Origin of the sequence: Nonomuraea sp. NPDC049141, from assembly GCF_040648415.1 — a bacterium.
Classification (GTDB): domain Bacteria; phylum Actinomycetota; class Actinomycetes; order Streptosporangiales; family Streptosporangiaceae; genus Nonomuraea.
In genome coordinates, this window is sequence record NZ_JBEZDR010000006.1 from 245039 (window position 1) to 260713 (window position 15675).

Consider the following 15675-nt stretch of genomic DNA (forward strand, 5'->3'; position numbering starts at 1 on the left):
CTCTTCAGACATCCGACGAATACATGAGAAAAACTCCAGAGTCAAGACATACCGCTCCCATGGCGGTTTGACTCATCCGATGACTTCAGTCCTCCGCGAGGACGATCACCAGGTCGCGCGGGCCGAACGTGACAGAGTCGGATTTACCGGGATTCAGCACGACACCGTAGGCAGGCGGGGAACTGGCCTCGGCCAGCACGCGATAGCCGATCGCGGTCTCTCCGCGCATCCGCGCGGAGTAGATCACGGTGGCGAAGCTGACCGGCACCCCCGGCTGGATGTAGTCCGTCACCGGCTTGAGGTAGATCTCCGACCCTTCGGAGTCGAACAGGTAGCGGAACACCTGCCCGAGGTGCGGGTTCTCCGACAGCTGGGTCATCAGCAGGCTGATCAGCTTGTCGCTGACGACGAAGTCGTCGGCCTTGGTGACCTGGGCCAACCGGCGGTTGCGGTCGTCGTTCATCTCGCTGACGATCGCGAACCGCTGCCCGGACCTGGCGGCCATGTCGCGCAGGTGCAGCAGCGTCACCAGCGTGCGCGAGTCGGCGTGCTGCGGTTCGAGGTTGCTGTCGGCCAGGACGATGATGTGCTCGAACGTGCCCACGTCCAGCGCTTCCAGGGTGATCCTGTCGGTGGTGTCGCACTCCTTGACGTTCACCGCCAGGTTCTGCAGGCCCATCTTCAGCCGTTCCAGGCTGTCGCTCTCCTCGACGGCGGCGGCCGCCACGTGCAGGGACGACCCGGGTGACACGTACTGGTTCAGCTCCTGCACGATCTTGGGGGCGCGGCTGTTCCAGCCCAGCAGCAGCGTCCGCTCCGGCGGCGTCGGCTGGCGGACCGGGTGGGCGATCGCGCTCTCGACGATCGGCGGGAAGCTGCGCACGAGCCGGATGGTGGAGTCGTCCTCGGCGACCACGATCATCTCGTCGCCCTGCATGATCTCCGTGTTCATCGGCGGGTTCAGCACCACCGACCCGTCGGCGTGCCGGATGCCGATGAGCGAGGCGGTGTCGTAGGCGAACAGCGCCTCCCCGTACGGGAAGCCGGTCAGTTTCGGCTCGGGCCGCAGGTAGATCTCGTCGCCGCCGAAGTCCAGCAGGTCCGTGCAGACCACCGACAGTCCCGACTGGCGGCAGGACTGCACGATGAGCCGGGAGGCGATGTCGTCGGTGTCGACCACCTGCGCGTGGCCGCCCCCGGCGAGCTCGGCGGCCACCAGGTTGGTGGTGTCGACGACGGAGGCGATGATCGGCGGGCGACGCCGGCGCCAGTTGCGGTTCGTGAGCGCCAGCAGCGTCTTGACGACGTGCGCGTCGGGATCGTCACCGGCCGGGGACAGCACGATGATCGCCCGCGCCGTGTCCAGGCTCAACAGGTCGAGGTCGGTCGGCTCGGTGGCGCTGCCGGAGCGGACGACGACCCGGGTCTTGCCGGTGTCGCCCAGCCGCGAGCGCAGCTCCTCCTCCATCTCCAGCTTGTCGCGGTCCCCCAGGAGTGCCACGCAGGACTTCGACTCGCTCGAGTTGGCCTCCACGAGCTCGGGGATGATCGTGAAGATCTGGTCCGACCAGCCGATCAGCGCCGTGTGCCCGGACTCCACGATCTTGGAGCGGCCCTTGCGCAGCTCCTGAAGCTTGTTGTCCAGACCGGTGGTGAGCACACCGACGAGGCTGCTGACGATCAGCAGACCGCCGATAGTGATCGTGAACCCCAGGATGGTGAAGAGCGTGCTGCCTTCGTTGTCGCCCGCCACGGTGCCGGCGTCCATCGCCCGCATGAGCATGCCCCAGAGCGCCTCGCTCCAGCTGTCGTGCGGCAGGTCGTCGCCGGCGAACACATAGACGAGCACGCCGAAGCTCACGACCATCACGACGGTCACCAGCGCGAGCCAGCCGATCAGGGCCGGAGTGCCCCTCGACATCGTGTTGTCGAACCAATAGCGCAGACGCTCTCGCCGCTTGGCCATGATCATCCCGTCTTTCGTGGATCCAAGCCTGGGACGAGCGACCCCGTCCCCGATCCCCGTTCGACGGACAGAACGTCGTAGCGCGCCTTCCCCCAGGCCGTCCGCCCGCCACTCGGGCCTCGCTCCCGGTGACCGGGGTTACCAGAGGCGCCAGAGGTGGCAATGGGGCGCGCACCATAACAATAGCGACATCTAGCGTCTAGCCCCTACCGATCCGCCTAAAGCACCCCGCCTCACCGCCTAGAAGCGAAGGACTGGCTTCACGACGGCGCCGGAGACGATGTCGCCGGCCGCGCGCTGGATCTCCTCGAACTTGTAATGCTTGATCAGCCGGTCGATCGGCAGCCGGCCGTCGGACACCAGCTTCGCGAGTACCGGGATCAGCGACTCGGTCTCGCTGTCACCCAGGGTCAGGCCCACCACCTGGCGGCCCGGGAGCATGAAGTTGACGTCAACGGGGACGGTGGAGCCGAACGGCGGGGCGCCGACCAGGACCGCGGTCCCGCGGGCGGCCAGGACGCCGACGGCGGCGCTCGCGACCGTCACGTTGCCCGTCGTCTCGACCACGCCGTCGGCGCCCCGGCCGCCGGTGATCTCGCCGATGGCCTCGGCGAGATCGGCCGTGGTGGTGTCCACGGTGTGGGTGGCGCCGAGCTCGGCCGCCAGCTCCAGGCGGGCGGGCACCCGGTCCACGGCGATGACGCGAGTGGCCGGGGTGAGCCGGGCCGCCATGATCGCGGACAGGCCGACCGCTCCCGCGCCGGTCACGACGAGGGTGGCGCCGGGGCGGGGGTGCAGGACGTTCCACACCGCCCCGGCGCCGGTCTGCACGCCGCAGCCGAGGGGCGCCAGCAGGTCGAGCGGCGCGCCGGCGGGCACCTTGACCAGGCTGCGCTCGTCCACCAGGGCATGCCTGGCGAAGCAGGACTGACCGAAGAAGTGGCCGCCGAGTGCCGCGCCGTCCCTGGTCACGGTGGGCGAGCCGTCCGCGCGGGCGCCGCCGAGCAGGTTCAGCGGCAGCCAGGCCGCGCAGTAGGCGGGGTGCCCGTCCCGGCAGTCGGCGCATCTACCGCACGAGGTGAAGGAGAGCAGCACCTGATCACCGGGACGGACACGCGTCACCGCCGAGCCGACCTCCTCGACGACGCCCGCGCCCTCGTGGCCCAGGACGCCGGGCAGCGGGAACGGCAGCGCGCCGGCGGCGACGCCCAGATCGGTGTGGCAGACTCCGGCGGCGACCATCCGGACCAGGACCTCGTCCGGGCGCGGGTCGGCCAGCTCGACCTGGGTCAGGTGAAAGCCCGCGCCCGCCGATTCGACGACGGCCGCTGCTGTGGTGGTGGTCATGGCATACCTTTCACAGGGCGATGACGACGGACTTGACCTTGGTGTACGACTCCAGCGCCTCGGGCCCGTACTCTCGCCCGTACCCGGACTGCTTGACGCCGCCGAAGGGGATCGCCGGGTCGAGCATCGCCCAGTCGTTCACCCAGACGATGCCCGCCTCCAGCCGGGCCGCCACGCGGTGGGCGCGGGCCAGGTCCGTGGTCTGCAGGCCCGCCGCCAGCCCGTACGGCGTGCCGTTGGCCAGCGCCACGGCCTCGTCCTCGGTGCCGAAGGGCTGGACGGTCAGCACGGGGCCGAAGATCTCCTCCTGCACGACCCGGGAGTCGTCGTCCAGGCCGGCGATGATCGTCGGCCGGTAGTAGTAGCCGCCGCCGAGTTCCAGACGCTCGCCTCCGGTGACGATCCGGCCGCCCTGTTCACGGGCGAGCGCCACGTAGCGTTCGACCTTGGCGAGATGCCGCTCGGCGGCCATGGGGCCCACGACGGTCGCCGGGTCGAAGGGGTCGCCGACCGGCACCCCGGCGACGGCGCCCGCCAGGATCTCCAGGACGGTGTCGTACAGGGAGCGGTGGACGAGCAGCCGCGGCCCGCCCATGCAGAACTGGCCGGTGTTGAACACGAAGCCTTTGATCACCGAGCCGATCGCCTTGTCCAGGTCGGCGTCCTCGAACACGATCTGCGCGGCGTTGCCGCCGAGCTCCATCGTGACGGGCTTGAGCACCTCCCCCGCCATGCGGGCCGCGTGCCGTCCGATCTCGGTGGAACCGGTGAAGGCGATCTTGTCGATCCCGGGATGGCGCAGCAGCGCCTCGCCGGCTTCCGCGCCGGCGCCGGTGACCACGTTCAGCACGCCGTCGGGCACGCCGGCCTCGGCCAGGATCTCGGCCATCAGCAGCGCGCTGAGCGGCGTGTCCTCCGCGGGCTTGTGCACCACGGCGTTGCCGGCGGCGAGCGCTGGAGCGATCTTCGCGCTGCTGAGGATCAGCGGGAAGTTGAAGGGCGTGATCGCGCCCACCACGCCGAGCGGCTCGCGGCTCGTGTAGGCGTGCGAGGGGATCGGAATCTGCCGGGTCGCGCCCTGGATGGTCTGCGCCAGTCCCGAGTAGTACTCGTAGATCTCGGCGGTCGTGGCGACGTCGACGGCGCGGCACAGGCTCACCGGCTTGCCGACGTCGAGGCTCTCGACCGCGACGAGCTCGTCCGCCCGCCGCCTGACGAGGTCGGCGACGCGGTGCAGCACGCGGGCCCGCTCGCGGCCGGACATCCGCGCCCACGGGCCGGACGCCCGGCGCCCGGCCGTGACGGCGGCGTCCACGTCGGCGGCGTCGGCCTCGGCGACGGTGGTGACGACCTTCCCGGTCGACGGGTCGATGACGTCCCTGCGGCCCTTGGCGTTCGCCTCGCACCACTGGCCGTCGATGTACAGCCTGCCCGGCTCGACGTGCGGCCGGCTCACGGCCGGGACGTCCTGGAGCCCGGAGTCGGTCATAGCGCGCTCGCTTTCCCGGCGCGATCACGCGCCGCACCGTGATGTTCCTGGGTTTCCTGTCTGCCGGACCTGACCTGCTCGCGCAGCCTGGGCTTCAGGATCTTGCCCGAGCCGGTTTTCGGCAGGGCGTCGACCAAGGTGACCTGGCCGGGGATCTTGTACGCGGCCAGCCGGGAACGGAGGAAACGGCGCAGGTCCTCGCCCGTGACCGCCCGCCCGGGGCGCACCACCACGAACGCGTGGCCGCTCTCGCCCCAGGTCGCGTCCGGCACGCCGATCACCGCCGCCTCGGCCACCGCCGGATGCTCGAAGAGGGCCGCCTCCACCTCCGCGGGATAGACGTTCTCGCCACCGGAGATGTACATGTCCTTGACCCGGTCGACGATGTACAGGTGACCGTCCTCGTCGCGGGTGGCGAGGTCGCCGGAGCGGAACCAGCCGCCCTTGACGAAGGCCGCGGCCGTGGCCGCCGGATCGTCCCAGTAGCCGGGGGTGACGTTCGGGCCCTTGATGAGAACCTCGCCGGGTTCGCCGGGCAAGGTGTCCGTGAGGTCGGGCCGGACGACCCGGACGTCGGCGAACAACACGGGCACGCCCGCCGACCCGGCCCGGCGCGCGCTCTGGCTGGCCTCCAGGAAGGTCGCCCCGGGCGAGGTCTCCGTCAGCCCGTACCCCTGGCAGAACACCAGACCCCGCTCCTGGTAGGCCCGGATCAGGGCGGGCGGCACCGCCGCTCCCCCGGCCATCAGCGTACGGACCGAGGACAGGTCCGCGCCGCTCCAGCGGGGCGAGCGGGCGAGCGCGGCGAACATGGTGGTGACCCCGAACATCCAGGTGACGCCGTGTTTCTCGACGAGGTCGTAGCACGCGTCCACGTCCCACGACGGCATGATGACCGAGCGGCCGCCCTTGGCGAAGGTGGGCAGCAGCGTCTGGTTCAGCGCCGCGACGTGGAACAGCGGGGCGCTGATCAGCGTCGTCTCGTCGGCGGCGACGTCCACGCCGATGATGATGTTGAAGGTGTTCCACGCCAGGTTGGCGTGGCTGAGCATGGCGCCCTTGGGACGGCCGGTGGTGCCCGAGGTATAGAGGACGAGCGCGATGTCGGCCAGGTCCACCGGCAGGTCGATGGGCGTGGGGTCGCCCTGCGCGAGCCAGCTCTCGTAGTCCCGCTCCCCCGGCGCCGCGCCGTCCAGCGCGACGATCTCGTCCAGCGCCGCGGTCTGCCGCAGCGCGCGGACCGTACCGGCGCACTGCGGCGCGTAGAGGAGGACCTTCGCGCCGCAGTGGCCCAGCATGTAGTCGAGCTCGGGCGGGGCGAGCCGGAAGTTCAGCGGGACGAAGATCCCGCCGAGCACGTGCGTCGCGAACATGGTCTCGGCGAACGCGGTGTGGTTCGGGCCGAGGTAGGCGACCCGGTCTCCCGCCCGCACCCCGCTGCCCCGCAGCCGGTCGGCGAGCCTGGTCACCCGTTCATGGACCTCGGCGTAGGTCAGCGAGCGGTCGCCGAACACGAAGGCGGTACGGTCCGGCGTCATCTGGGCCCGCTTGGCGGGCCAGGCGCCTGTTCCGGCATTCCGCATCGGTGCTCCTCAGGCGTAGTGCCGGTAGACGGCCTGGGCGACGCAGGCGGGCTTGCCCGAACCGTCGATCTCGACGGTGAAGTCCATGAGCATCTGGACGCCGCCCCCGGGGACCTCCTCGATCTCGGCGACCTTCCCGGCCAGGCGGATCTTGGCGCCCACCTTGACGGGGCTGGGGAAGCGCACCTTGTTGAGGCCGTAGTTGATGCTCATCGTCACGCCCTGGATGTCCAGCAGCTCGTTGAACAGCGGGATGATCAGGGCCAGGGTCAGGTACCCATGCGCGATCGGGCCCCCGAACGGCCCGTCCTTCGCCCGCTCCACGTCCACGTGGATCCACTGGTAGTCGTTGGTGGCGCCGGCGAAGGTGTTCACCCGATCCTGGGTGATCTCCAGCCAGGCGGTGTGGCCGAGGTCCTGGCCGGCGAGCGCCTTCAGCTCCTCCAGGCCGTGCGCGGTGATGGTCATGGCTGCTCCTTGGAGGTGAGGCCGAGCAGGCGGGCGGCGTTGTCCTTGAGGATCTTGGGGCGGACCTCGGGCTTGATGTCGAGCTTGGCGAAGTCGGCCAGCCAGCGGTCAGGAGTGATGACCGGGTAGTCGGAGCCGAAGAGCACCTTGTCCTTGAGCAGCGTGTTGGCGTAGCGGACGAGCTGCGGCGGGAAGTATTTCGGCGACCAGCCGGACAGGTCGATGTGGACGTACGGCTTGTGCGTGGCGACCGCGAGCGCCTCGTCCTGCCAGGGGAACGACGGATGCGCCAGGATGATCTTCAGGTGCGGGAAGTCCACGGCGACGTCGTCGACCAGCATCGGATTGGAGTACTTCAGCCGGATCCCGCCCCCGCCGGGGACGCCCGCGCCGATGCCGGTCTGGCCGGTGTGGAACAGGGCGACCGCACCCGCCTCCTCGATCACCTCGTACAGGGGGTAGGCCATCCGGTCGTTCGGGGCGAAGGCCTGGATGCTGGGGTGGAACTTGAAGCCGCGCACCCCGTGCTCGGCGACCAGGCGGCGGGCCTCGCGGGCGCCCGCCCTGCCCTTCCACGGATCGACGCTGGCGAACGGGATCAGCACGTCCGGGTGCTCGGCGCAGCTCTCGGCGATCTCCTCGTTCGAGATGCGGGGATGGCCGGTGGCGTGCTCGGCGTCCACGGTGAACACCACCGCGGCCATCTTCCGCTCCCGGTAGTACGCGGCCATCTGAGGGATCGTCGGGCGCTCGTGCGAGCCGAAGTAGTCCGCGGAGGCGCCGAACAACGCCGGGCTGAGCGAGCCGTGCCCGTCCTTGGACACCTCGGCGTGGGTGTGGACGTCGATCGCGACGAGCTCGTCGAGGTCCATCTCAGGCCCCCTTGGGAGCGGGGATGCCGTACGTCTCCGGCTCGGCGCCCACCGTGGTGTGCCAGGAGGCGGCGATGGCGTCGGCGCTCCACCCGCCGTCCGCGTACGCCACGGCCTTCTCGGCCGGATGCGACCAGAGGGCCAGCTTGTCGCCGCCGACGCCGATGGCCTGCCCGGTGACCCCCGCGGAGGCGTCCGAGGCGAGGTAGACGATGAGCCCGGCCACGTCCTCGACCGTCCCGAGGCCCTCGTCCTTGCGCACCCAGTCGGGATACGGCTCCCCCCTTTCCAGGATAGGCGCGAAGGCGGGGATGGTCTTGGTCATCTCGGTGGCCGCGACCGGCACCACGGCGTTCACCGTGATCTCCGAACGGGCCAGCTCCAGCGCCCAGGTACGGGCCATCGCCACGATCCCGGCCTTGGCGGCGGCGTAGTTGGTCTGGCCGAAGTTCCCGCGCTGGCCGGCCGGAGAGGAGATGAGGATCAGGCGACCGCCCTGCCCCTGCTCGCGCATGCGCACGGCCGCGGCGCGGGCGCAGCTGAACGTGCCGCGCAGGTGCACCTCGACGACCGCGTCGAACTCCTCGTCGGACATCTTCCACAGCACGCGGTCACGCAGGATGCCCGCGTTGGTGACCATGACGTCCAGCCGCCCGAACTCCTTGACGGCGGTGTCCACCAGCCGCTGGGCGACCTGGGTCCCCCCGACGCCGCCCGCCGCCACGACGGCCCTGCCGCCCTCGGCGGTGATGCCCTCGACAACCTGACCGGCCGCCTCCGTGTCCACGTCGTTGACGACGACCGCCGCGCCCGCTCGCGCCAGAGCACGTGCGTACGCCTGACCGAGGCCGCGACCAGCACCGGTAACAACAGCCACTTTTCCTGACAGATCCACCATGTCACCCCAAGGAAGGACGGTGTTTGGTCAAATGTAGGGCAGTTCAATGACCGCAGTCAAAGATGTGCCCAACATCAATGCGGCCGAAGAGGGAGGCGGGGATGAGCCCGCAGGTTACGGACGTGCGGTCATGAGCGCGCGGGAGATGGCGCGAGCGCTGGTGCGCACCAGCGGGGCGAGCGCGTGCGGCGAGACGCTGCCGTGGTGGACGACCAGGGACACCGCCGCGACGACGTCGCCCCCGGCGCCGTGGATCGGCGCCGCCACCGACACGGCGTCCATGGTCACCTGCCGGTCGCTGACGGCGTAACCACGGGCGCGGGTGTCGGCGAGCGCGGCGCGCAACCGGTGCGGGTTGGTGATGGTGCATTCGGTATAGCTTTTGATGAGCGCTGACAGCACCTGTTCCCGCACGTCGTCCGGGGCGTGGGCGAGCAGGACGAGTCCGACGCCGGTCGCGGTGAGCGCGAATCGGCCGCCGACCCGGGTGAGCACCGGGACGGCCTTGCTGCCCGCGATCCGCTCGACGAACACCACCTCGGTGCCCTCCCGCACGGCCAGCTGCACGTTCTCCCGGGTGACCTGCGACAGATCCTCCAGGTAGGGCAGGGCGGCCTCACGCAGGCCGAGGCCGCGCGGGGCGAGCGAGCCGATCTCCCACAGGCGCAGGCCGATGTGGTAGCAGCCGGCCGGGTCCCGCTCCAGCGCGCCCCAGGCCACCAGGTCGGCGACCAGCCGGTGCACGGTGGAGACCGGCAGCCCGGAGTGCCGGGACAGCTCGCTGAGCGTCAGCGCGCGCCGGTCGGGCGTGAACGCGCCGAGGATCTGCAGCGCGCGTGCCACCACGGGCCCGGTCCGTTCGCCCGTCGGCATCGGTGGCTCCCCTGTCAGAGTTCGAGGACGAGTCTCGGGCAGGCGGCGCGGGAGACGCACAGGAACATGGTGTCGTGGGCCGCCTGCTCTTCGGGGGTCAGCAGCGAGTCGCGATGGTCGACCGTGCCGGCGAGCACGGTGGTCTCGCAGGTGCCGCACGTCCCCTCACGACATGAGGATAGGACCTGTACGCCCGCCTCCTCCACGACCTCCAGGACCGACCGCTCCGGTGGGACGGTGAGCGTGCGGCCGGTGCGGGCCAGCTCGACCTCGAACGACGCCGTACGTACGGGATCGCCGGGGTCTTGGGGCGAGAAGCGTTCGACGTGCAGGGGGCGGTTCGCGCAGCGGCGCTCGACGGCCGCCAGCAGCGGGGCCGGACCGCAGCAGTAGACGAGGGTCTCGGGCGGGGTGCGTTCCAGGATGGCGTCGAGGTCGAGCAGGCCGTGCTCGGCCTGGGGCCGTAGGGTCACCCGGTCGCCGAATCGGGCGCGCAGCTCGCCGGCGAACGCCATCGACGCGGCCGTGCGGCCTCCGTAGACGAGCTCCCACTCGGCGCCGGCGGCGGCGATCATCGGCAGGATGGGGGTGATCCCGATCCCGCCGGCGATGAACAGGTAGCGGGGCGCGGGGTGGAGCGGGAAGTGGTTGCGCGGTCCGCGGACCAGGACCGCCGTGCCGGGGTGGAGTTCGTCGTGGACGTACGCCGAGCCGCCCCGGCCGGCGGGCTCGCGCAGGACGGCGATCCGCCAGGTCGTGCGCTCGGCCGGGTCGCCGCACAGCGAGTACTGGCGTACGAGGTCGTCCCCGAGAACGAGGTCGATGTGCGCGCCGGGCGTCCACTCGGGCAGTTCGGCGCCGGCGGGGTCACGCAGGTCCAGGACGACGACGCCGTCGGCCGCCTGCCCGCGTGCGTCCACGACCAGCTTGCGCTCGGTCATCGCGCCGCTCCTTCAATAGCCTGCGCCGTATGGCCGATCGGGTGGGCGAGCAGCCACTCCCACACCTCGATCGGCCCCTCGGCGACCTGCGTGGCGCCGCAGTGACAGGTGCCCTCCAGCAGGTCGCTGCCGGGCAGCCACACCACCCTCAGCACCTCGCGGCCGGTGAGCATGCGGTCGGGTGCCATGCCGGTCACACCCGGCCGGACGCGCTCTGCCCGGCCTGGCGGGCGAGCAGCCGCCGCGCCGCCAGCCCGCCGGTGTCGATGTTGATCGACAGCTCCTGGTAGCCGGGGGGTTCGGCCGCGATCACCTGTTCCAGCACGTCGAGCGCGGCCACGTCCTGGAGCACCACCGTACGGTTCTGCTCGGCCAGGAAGTCCGACACGCCCTGGTCGTCGAGGGCGAAGTCGCGGGCCACGGCCCAGAAGTCGTGCGTGGTGTGCTCGGTCTCCGGCGTGATGGCGTACACGACCTCGACGTGGAAGGCGTCCGGGTCGCTGCCGTCGGCGCGGGGCAGGACGCCGGGCGGCGCGATGCGCGAGTGCAGCTTGTACAGGCACGGCGGCGTGTACTCGATGTCCTGCCAGCGCATGATCCGCCCGCTCAGCCCGGTGGACTTGGCGTAGAACGGCGGGCACTCCGCGTCGTCCATGTGCCGGCTGACGTAGACGATCCCGGCCTCCTCGTCCACCTCGGTGGTGATCGGTGTGGAGGCGACCTCCGGGGTGCCGATGTAGCCGCCGTGCAGGTACGTCTCGTGCGAGAGGTCGAGCAGATTGTCCACCAGCAGCCCGAACCGCGCCTTCAGCGGCTCCATCCCGGACACCGTGGTGTACTCGGGCGAGACCAGCCATCGCGCCCGCGGGATGCTCGCGGCATCGGCCTTGGCCGGGTCGCCGATCCAGACCCAGACGAACGAGTCCTGCTCCACGACCGGGTAGCCGGTCAGCCGCGCGGTCCGGGGCACCCGCGTCTGGCCCGGAACGGCGACGCAAACGCCGTCGGCGCCGTAGGTGAACCCGTGGTAGCCGCACACCACCTGGTCGTCCACCACCCGGCTCGGCGCCTGGGACAGCGGAAAGCGCCGGTGCACGCAGCGGTCGGACATGGCGGTGACGGCCCCGGCGCGTGTGCGCCAGAACAGGATCGGCTCACCGCAGACGGTGCGCCCGAACGGCTCCCGGCCGATCTCACGCCCGTACGCGGCGACGTACCACTGATCGCGGGGAATGCTCGACATCGGCCGGCTCCTTCGGTAGGCGAGTGAGACCGATGGTGACCTCCGTCATACCGGCGGCGGAACGCCGTTTCCCGGATGCCGGAAACCCAACTCAGACCCGCCGCATGACGTGCAACAGGTACTCCTTGCGGTCCAGCGGGTTGTGGTCCGTGCGCGGCCGGACCGGGACCGCGCCGGAGACGGGCTGGTAGCGGTCGAAGGCCGACTCCAGCACGCCCTCGCCGCGGGTCAGCGCGGGCAACTGCTGACGCAACTCGTGTACGCGCGCCGCTGGAATGTCCCCTTCGACCAGGCAGGACGCGCCCCGCATGGCCGGTGTGCGCGGCACGGCGCGCAGCCGGGCCAGCTCCGGCAGCACGGTGCCGATCGTGTCGGCCGGCACTTCCAGGGTGAAGCGGTGCATCGGCTCGTGCACCCTGGTGCCGGCCTGCCTCAGCGCGTTCATCAGGACCAGCGGCGTCAGGTTGCGGAAGTCCGCGCCGGTGCTCGACATGCTCTTGTCGAAGACGGCATGGGAGTGGCTCTGCCGGGGCGAATAGCCGGAGTGCGTCATGGTGACCGTGCAGTCGGTGACCTGCCATCCGTGCAGGCCCTGGCTCAGGGTCTCCCGTACGGTGTCCTCGACCGCCCGTTGGAAGGCCAGCGGCAGCGCCCCGGGCGAGACCGCCAGCCGGTATCGCATGCCGGTGCCGGTCGGGGCGGGCTCGACGCGCAGCCCGACGGTGGCCAGGAACGGGTTGGGCGCCTTGCCGTTGAACTCGACCGCCGCGCCGGTGCCGATCGGCCGTTCGACGCAGATCGTGGTCGTCTCACGGAAGGCGACCTTGAGGCCGAAGTCGGCGGCCAGCGTCGCCTGGATGACCTCTTTCTGCACCTCGCCGTAGAGCGAGACGTAGATCTCCTGCCGGAGGTCGTCCTGGCGCAGGTCGATCAGCGGATCCTGCTCGGCGAGCTGGGCGAGCGCGACGCGCAGGGCGCCCAGCTCGGCGGGGCTCGCGGGGACGACGACCGTCTCCAGGGTGGGCGGGGCGAAGTGGTGGCGGCCGGGGCTCTGGCGCGGTTCGCCGATCGAGTCGCCGATCTGGATGTCGGCCAGGCCCCACAGCTTGCCGATCTGACCGGCCGTGACCGAGGAACGCCGGACGTCGGCACCCTGGTCGAACACGCTCAGCGCGGTGACCTTCTCCTTGTCGGGGGCCTCGCGCTCCTTGTCAGGGGCCCCGCGCTCCTTGTCGCGGGCCCCGCCGAACCGCAGCCGATCCCGTACGCGTACCGTCCCGGAGAACATCCGGACGTAGGCGATCTTCTCCCCCGCCGGGCCACGTTCGACCTTGAAGACCGTGCCCGAGACGGGGTCGCCTTGGGACGCGGCCGCGGGCAGCAGTTCCGCGATGCCGGAGGTCAGCGCGTCCACACCCGCGCCGGTGATCGCCGAGCCGAAGAACACCGGGTGCGCCAGGGCCCGCCCGGTCTGCGCCGCGAGCTCGCCGCGCAGCCGCCGGTAGGAGACGGCCGTCTCGTCATGAACGTACGCCGCCAGGAAGGCGTCGTCCTGATCGGCCAGCAGCTCGGCCAGCCGCGCGGTGAAGGCGGCGTCGGCAGCTCCGGACGGCGCGAAGGCGGCATCGCGGGTGCCCAGGTCACGCACCGAGCCCATCGCCACGATCGCGGGCGACAGCTTCTCGGCGATGGCCCGCAGCAACCCCTCGTCCTGCGCGCCACGGCGGTCGATCTTGTTGACGAACAGCAGGGTGGGGATCCGCAGCCGCTGCAGCGTCCGCATCAGCACGCGGGTCTGGGCCTGCACGCCCTCCACCGCGGAGATGACCAGCACGGCGCCGTCGAGCACGCTCAGCACGCGTTCGACCTCGGCGATGAAGTCGGGGTGGCCGGGCGTGTCGATCAGGTTGACCGTGACGTCGCCGATGGCGAAGGAGACGACGGCGGACTTGATCGTGATGCCGCGCTGCCGTTCCAGGGCCAGGGAGTCGGTCTGGGTGCTGCCGTCGTCGACGCTGCCGATCTCGTCGATGACCCCGGCGGCGTGGAGCAGCCGCTCGGTCAGGCTGGTCTTACCGGCGTCTACATGCGCCAAGATCCCCAAGTTCAACGTTCGCATCAAGCGTTCTGTCCTCTAGATAGATGGCAATTGCCGCAAAGGGGGACAAGAACGCTTCACGCATTTCAGGCTCCTGAGATCGACGGACAGATGCCGGGAGTACAACAGACGGCCGCCGAACGGGGCAACCGATTTTGCCGCCGCCCGGGCGGAGTGGCGTAACGGCGAAAGCGCGCGTATCGAAGGGACCATGGACGTTTCCCTCTTAGTGAGCCTCGCCAGCGCGGTCGCGGCAGTGGCGGCGGTCGCGCTGTCCATACGGCAGGCCCGAGCGGTGTCCCGGCACGCCCTGCTGCCCGTGGTGCTGGGGACCTTCCAGGAGGCGCGCAGCACCGAATGGTTCGAGGCCCGTGATTTCATCTTCCAGCGGCTGGCCACCGACCATCCGCCGGACGACGGGGTCACGGGGCTGCCGGAACCGGCCCGCGCCGCGGTGCGGAAGGTCGGGTTCCTGTTCGACAACGCCGGGCTGCTCATCGCCCATCGGACGGTGCCGGAAGACCTGGTCCTCAGCTTCTTCGGCGAGAGCATCCCGGAGTTCTGGCGGATCCTGCAGCCCTACATCCACAAGGAGGCCGAGCTCAGGGGCATGGGCTACATGGTCTTCTTCGAGGACCTCGCGGCCCGCGCGCGGGCCCGCCCGGCCGCCGACATCCGCCGGGAGCTCGGGCTGCGCCGGGTGGAACAGCCACCGGTCCGGATGCCCCCACCAGAGGCGACATCGCCTGGACCTGACGTCGACTAGGCGGACTCCTGCTCGTGCCGCTCGAACGGCGGACCGGCCGAGGCGGCGGCGTGGCAGGCGCCGTAGCCGTCAGCCCGGGTCACGATCCGCCCGGACGCCACGCGTACCGCCGTCTCGGTGGCGTCACTGACCGCCGGCACGCCTGCCGCCGCCGCGAGCGCTCCCGACTCGTCGCACACCACCCGCAGTCGCGGCAACGCCGCCGCGGGGAAAGCCTGACGCAGGCAGGAACGCAGGTCGGCGATCACCAGCCGGGCCAGCGGCGCCAGCTCGTCCACCACGCCCGTGACCAGCACGATCGTGACCTCGGCCGCCGGCGCGGCGGCGCGCACCGCCTCCTCCGCCGCCGACAACCGGTGCAGCCCGAGCACCGCCACCACCCCGTCGCCGGCGAGCTCCACCGGCTCGCCTCGGACCAGATCCACCGCCACCGGCGGCGCCCACCGCTCATCGACCACCCGCGCCTGCGGCACGATCGACGGCTGCGGCCACCGGTCACCCAGATCCAGCTCCGCCAGCTGCTCACACGCGCTGACCACGTTGAACGGGTCCACGAAACCGGGCGCCACGGCCGCCAGCTGGCTCGCGCCGTGCAGCATCGTCAGCGCCATCTCCGCCACCCGCACCTGCCGGCCGGCGGACGGGCGCAACCGTTCCAGAGCCAGCCCGAGCAACATCGCGTCCAACATCATCAGCTGCGCGAACGGCCGGCGCATCCGCTCGTCCGCGCCTACCTCCGGCATCAGATCCATCCCGAGCCGGCCGGCGCCGTACTGATCGTCGGTGGCCAGGGGCAGCCGTGTCACCCACGCGCGCGCGAACGCGCTGAGCGCCTCCGCCACGGTCAGGCCCGGCTCCGGGTGCGGCGGCTCGGGGGCGCGCTCGGCCAGGTCGGCCAGCATCGCGAAATACAGCGCCCGCTTGCCGGGGAAGTTGGAGTAGACGGCGCCCCGCGTGAGCTCCGCCCGCTCGGCGATGCTGTCGATCTTCGCGTCCCGGAAACCGTGCTCGGCGAACTCGTCCTTGGCCGCGGCCAGCACCTTGGCACGGTTGCGCTCCTGCGTCTCTGCCCTGGTGAGCCGGCCCATCGTCCTCCTCGCTCCGGCGTTTGCCGTACATCGGCAACCAAGA

The 15675-nt window shown here is 71.0% G+C and carries 14 protein-coding genes; 1 reads left to right on the forward strand and 13 read right to left on the reverse strand.

All coding sequences use genetic code 11. The annotated features are described in order from the left end of the window. Positions 1–85 precede the first annotated feature (85 nt). The 12 genes from AB0B91_RS20155 to AB0B91_RS20210 form a co-directional block, all read right to left on the reverse strand. Positions 86–1966, reverse strand: a complete 1881-nt coding sequence (locus tag AB0B91_RS20155; RefSeq protein ID WP_358321402.1) for a potassium transporter TrkA — start codon at positions 1964–1966, stop codon at positions 86–88. A gap of 240 nt (positions 1967–2206) precedes the next feature. Beyond that, positions 2207–3313, reverse strand: a complete 1107-nt coding sequence (locus AB0B91_RS20160) for an NAD(P)-dependent alcohol dehydrogenase (protein ID WP_358321405.1) — start codon at positions 3311–3313, stop codon at positions 2207–2209. A 10-nt stretch (positions 3314–3323) separates the two neighbouring features. After that, positions 3324–4802, reverse strand: a complete 1479-nt coding sequence (locus tag AB0B91_RS20165; protein ID WP_358321408.1) for an aldehyde dehydrogenase family protein — start codon at positions 4800–4802, stop codon at positions 3324–3326. Beyond that, a complete protein-coding gene (locus AB0B91_RS20170; RefSeq protein WP_358321411.1) occupies positions 4799–6385 on the reverse strand; it encodes a long-chain fatty acid--CoA ligase in 1587 nt (528 codons plus the stop codon). The genes AB0B91_RS20165 and AB0B91_RS20170 overlap by 4 nt, the downstream gene beginning before the upstream one ends. 9 nt (positions 6386–6394) lie before the next feature. Then, a complete protein-coding gene (locus AB0B91_RS20175; RefSeq protein WP_358321412.1) occupies positions 6395–6853 on the reverse strand; it encodes a MaoC family dehydratase in 459 nt (152 codons plus the stop codon). Continuing rightward, complete coding sequence (locus tag AB0B91_RS20180) at positions 6850–7725, reverse strand: amidohydrolase family protein (RefSeq protein WP_358321415.1); 876 nt, start codon at positions 7723–7725, stop codon at positions 6850–6852. Before AB0B91_RS20180 ends, AB0B91_RS20175 begins: the two co-directional genes overlap by 4 nt. Before the next feature lies 1 nt (position 7726). Beyond that, positions 7727–8602: an SDR family NAD(P)-dependent oxidoreductase gene (locus AB0B91_RS20185; RefSeq protein WP_358321418.1), complete on the reverse strand. Its 876-nt coding sequence runs from the start codon at positions 8600–8602 to the stop codon at positions 7727–7729. 135 nt (positions 8603–8737) lie between these two features. Next, a complete protein-coding gene (locus AB0B91_RS20190; RefSeq protein WP_358321421.1) occupies positions 8738–9496 on the reverse strand; it encodes an IclR family transcriptional regulator in 759 nt (252 codons plus the stop codon). Positions 9497–9510: 14 nt separating this feature from the next. Continuing rightward, complete coding sequence (locus tag AB0B91_RS20195; RefSeq protein WP_358321424.1) at positions 9511–10437, reverse strand: PDR/VanB family oxidoreductase; 927 nt, start codon at positions 10435–10437, stop codon at positions 9511–9513. Next, entirely contained in the window at positions 10434–10625 is a 192-nt protein-coding gene (locus AB0B91_RS20200; RefSeq protein WP_358321427.1) for a hypothetical protein, read from the reverse strand. Before AB0B91_RS20200 ends, AB0B91_RS20195 begins: the two co-directional genes overlap by 4 nt. A gap of 5 nt (positions 10626–10630) precedes the next feature. Further along, positions 10631–11680 (reverse strand): aromatic ring-hydroxylating dioxygenase subunit alpha, encoded by a 1050-nt coding sequence (locus tag AB0B91_RS20205; protein ID WP_358321430.1) that lies wholly within the window; start codon positions 11678–11680, stop codon positions 10631–10633. 91 nt (positions 11681–11771) lie between these two features. Continuing rightward, positions 11772–13799: a translation factor GTPase family protein gene (locus tag AB0B91_RS20210; protein ID WP_358321433.1), complete on the reverse strand. Its 2028-nt coding sequence runs from the start codon at positions 13797–13799 to the stop codon at positions 11772–11774. Positions 13800–13989: 190 nt separating this feature from the next. Between AB0B91_RS20210 and AB0B91_RS20215 the strand changes: the two genes are divergently transcribed. Beyond that, positions 13990–14544 carry a hypothetical protein gene (locus AB0B91_RS20215; RefSeq protein WP_358321436.1) on the forward strand — a complete coding sequence of 185 codons (555 nt, stop codon included), beginning with the start codon at positions 13990–13992 and terminating at the stop codon, positions 14542–14544. Here the strand turns inward: AB0B91_RS20215 and AB0B91_RS20220 are convergent. After that, the gene (locus tag AB0B91_RS20220; RefSeq protein ID WP_358321438.1) at positions 14541–15632 is read right to left on the reverse strand and encodes a TetR/AcrR family transcriptional regulator; all 1092 of its coding nucleotides are present in this window, start codon (positions 15630–15632) and stop codon (positions 14541–14543) included. The genes AB0B91_RS20215 and AB0B91_RS20220 overlap by 4 nt on opposite strands. Between the last annotated feature and the right edge of the window lie 43 nt (positions 15633–15675).

What these genes read in the sequence shown, in the direction of transcription:
- AB0B91_RS20190 (WP_358321421.1), bottom strand. Translation starts at nt 9,496, where the DNA reads ATGCCGACGGGCGAACGGACCGGGCCCGTGGTGGCACGCGCGCTGCAG.
- AB0B91_RS20205 (WP_358321430.1), bottom strand. Translation starts at nt 11,680, where the DNA reads ATGTCGAGCATTCCCCGCGATCAGTGGTACGTCGCCGCGTACGGGCGT.
- AB0B91_RS20155 (WP_358321402.1), bottom strand. Translation starts at nt 1,966, where the DNA reads ATGGCCAAGCGGCGAGAGCGTCTGCGCTATTGGTTCGACAACACGATG.
- AB0B91_RS20180 (WP_358321415.1), bottom strand. Translation starts at nt 7,725, where the DNA reads ATGGACCTCGACGAGCTCGTCGCGATCGACGTCCACACCCACGCCGAG.
- AB0B91_RS20160 (WP_358321405.1), bottom strand. Translation starts at nt 3,313, where the DNA reads ATGACCACCACCACAGCAGCGGCCGTCGTCGAATCGGCGGGCGCGGGC.
- AB0B91_RS20215 (WP_358321436.1), top strand. Translation starts at nt 13,990, where the DNA reads ATGGACGTTTCCCTCTTAGTGAGCCTCGCCAGCGCGGTCGCGGCAGTG.
- AB0B91_RS20200 (WP_358321427.1), bottom strand. Translation starts at nt 10,625, where the DNA reads ATGGCACCCGACCGCATGCTCACCGGCCGCGAGGTGCTGAGGGTGGTG.
- AB0B91_RS20175 (WP_358321412.1), bottom strand. Translation starts at nt 6,853, where the DNA reads ATGACCATCACCGCGCACGGCCTGGAGGAGCTGAAGGCGCTCGCCGGC.
- AB0B91_RS20210 (WP_358321433.1), bottom strand. Translation starts at nt 13,799, where the DNA reads ATGCGAACGTTGAACTTGGGGATCTTGGCGCATGTAGACGCCGGTAAG.
- AB0B91_RS20220 (WP_358321438.1), bottom strand. Translation starts at nt 15,632, where the DNA reads ATGGGCCGGCTCACCAGGGCAGAGACGCAGGAGCGCAACCGTGCCAAG.
- AB0B91_RS20170 (WP_358321411.1), bottom strand. Translation starts at nt 6,385, where the DNA reads ATGCGGAATGCCGGAACAGGCGCCTGGCCCGCCAAGCGGGCCCAGATG.
- AB0B91_RS20195 (WP_358321424.1), bottom strand. Translation starts at nt 10,437, where the DNA reads ATGACCGAGCGCAAGCTGGTCGTGGACGCACGCGGGCAGGCGGCCGAC.
- AB0B91_RS20165 (WP_358321408.1), bottom strand. Translation starts at nt 4,802, where the DNA reads ATGACCGACTCCGGGCTCCAGGACGTCCCGGCCGTGAGCCGGCCGCAC.